The organism is Mangrovactinospora gilvigrisea (genome assembly GCF_001879105.1).
Lineage (GTDB): Bacteria > Actinomycetota > Actinomycetes > Streptomycetales > Streptomycetaceae > Mangrovactinospora > Mangrovactinospora gilvigrisea.
This window is the reverse complement of the sequence record NZ_MLCF01000176.1, coordinates 1-1,522: the sequence shown is the minus strand read 5'-3', so window position 1 is coordinate 1,522 and position 1,522 is coordinate 1. Positions and strand designations below refer to the sequence as shown.

At 70.9% G+C, this 1,522-nt stretch carries 1 protein-coding gene; it reads left to right on the top strand.

The window, feature by feature from the left end:
- The first annotated feature begins 176 nt into the window (after positions 1–176).
- Positions 177–1,508 carry an IS4 family transposase gene (locus BIV57_RS22865; RefSeq protein WP_107409669.1) on the top strand — a complete coding sequence of 444 codons (1,332 nt, stop codon included), beginning with the start codon at positions 177–179 and terminating at the stop codon, positions 1,506–1,508.
- The last annotated feature ends 14 nt before the right edge of the window (positions 1,509–1,522 follow it).

The following is a 1,522-nucleotide window of genomic DNA, read 5'->3' as shown; positions in this document are numbered from 1 at the left end:
CTTTAGCCCAAGGCCATGAAGTTATGAACGGCGAGACTGTGTCAACACGGACCTGATCTGCGCGTTCGCCGGACACGGGAAGCGGGGCCTCGGTAGAACGACTTGTCCGCCAAGACTCGTCGCCACCACCGGAGGCCCCGCTGTCCGGCCAGTCTGCCATCCTGCGCACCATCCGCGTGGCCGAAGACGTCTTCGCGCCAGGCCATCTGGGCGAGTTGACCCGCCTCGTGCCGTTCGAGATGGTCGATGCCGCACTCACCCAGTGCGGCGCCCTCCAGCAGCGGGTGCGCAAGCTGCCCGCCCGCGTCGTGGTCTACCTGCTGCTGGCCGCCGCCCTGTTCGAAGACTGCGGCTACCCCGAGGTCTGGTCCAAGCTCACCGGCGCCCTCGAGGGCCTGCCGATCCCGAAGGTCACCGCGACCGCGCTGTGGCACGCCCGCTGCCGGCTCGGGATCCGCCCGATGCGCGCCCTGTTCGACCTGCTGCGCGGCCCGGCCACCGCGATCCGCACCGCCGGCGCGCGGTGGGCGGGCCTACTGGTGGTCGCCATCGACGGCACCTACCTGGACGTCCCCGACACCCCGAACACCCGCGCGGGCCTGGGCAAGGGCGCCAACCAGTACACGGCCGCCTCCGGCTACCCGCAGATCTGCCTGGTAGCCCTGGTGGCCTGCGGCACCCGGGCCGTCATCGACGCCGTGTTCGGGCCCCGGTCCACCGGCGAGAGCATCCACGGCCGGCGGCTGATGCGCTCGCTGCGCGCCGAGATGATCGTGCTGCTGGACCGCGGTTTTGCCACCAACGCCTACCTGACCGCGGTCGCCGAAACCGGGGCGGACTTCCTGGCCCGGCTCTCGGCCGCGCGCAAGCCACCGATGCTGCGGCGCTTCCCCGACGGCTCCATCCTCTCCCGGATCGGCGACGTCGAGATCCGCATCGTGGTCTGCGAGATTGCGATCGCCACCGCCACCGGGCGGCAGACCGGCTGCTACCGGCTGGCGACCACCCTGCTGGACCACCGCCGCTACCCGGCGTTTGAGCTGGTCAGGCTGTATCACGAACGGTGGGAGGTGGAGTCGGCGTTCTTCGGGATCAAGAAATCGATGCTCGGCCGCCGGGTGCTGCGCGCCCGCACCCTGCCCGGCATCGCTCAGGAGGTCTACGCCCTGCTGACGGCCTATCAGCTGATCCGGACAGCGATCGCGGACGCCGCCGAGGCCGCCGGCGCCGATGCAGATCGTGGCAGCTTCACCACCGCCCTGAACGCCGCCCGCGACCAGGTCGTCCAGGCCGCGAACGTGCTCGCCGGGACCGTGATCGACCTGGTCGGCGCGATCGGGCGGGCCGTGCTGGACAACCTCATGCCCGACCGCCGCCTGCGCGTCAGCCCCCGCGCGGTCAAGCGTCCGCTGTCGCGCTACGCCTACAGGAGCCTGCGCGTGGACCGGCACACCTACAAGGCCACCATCAGCGTCGACATCCTCTCGACAGACGCGCCGGGCCCCTAACTTCATGGCCTTGG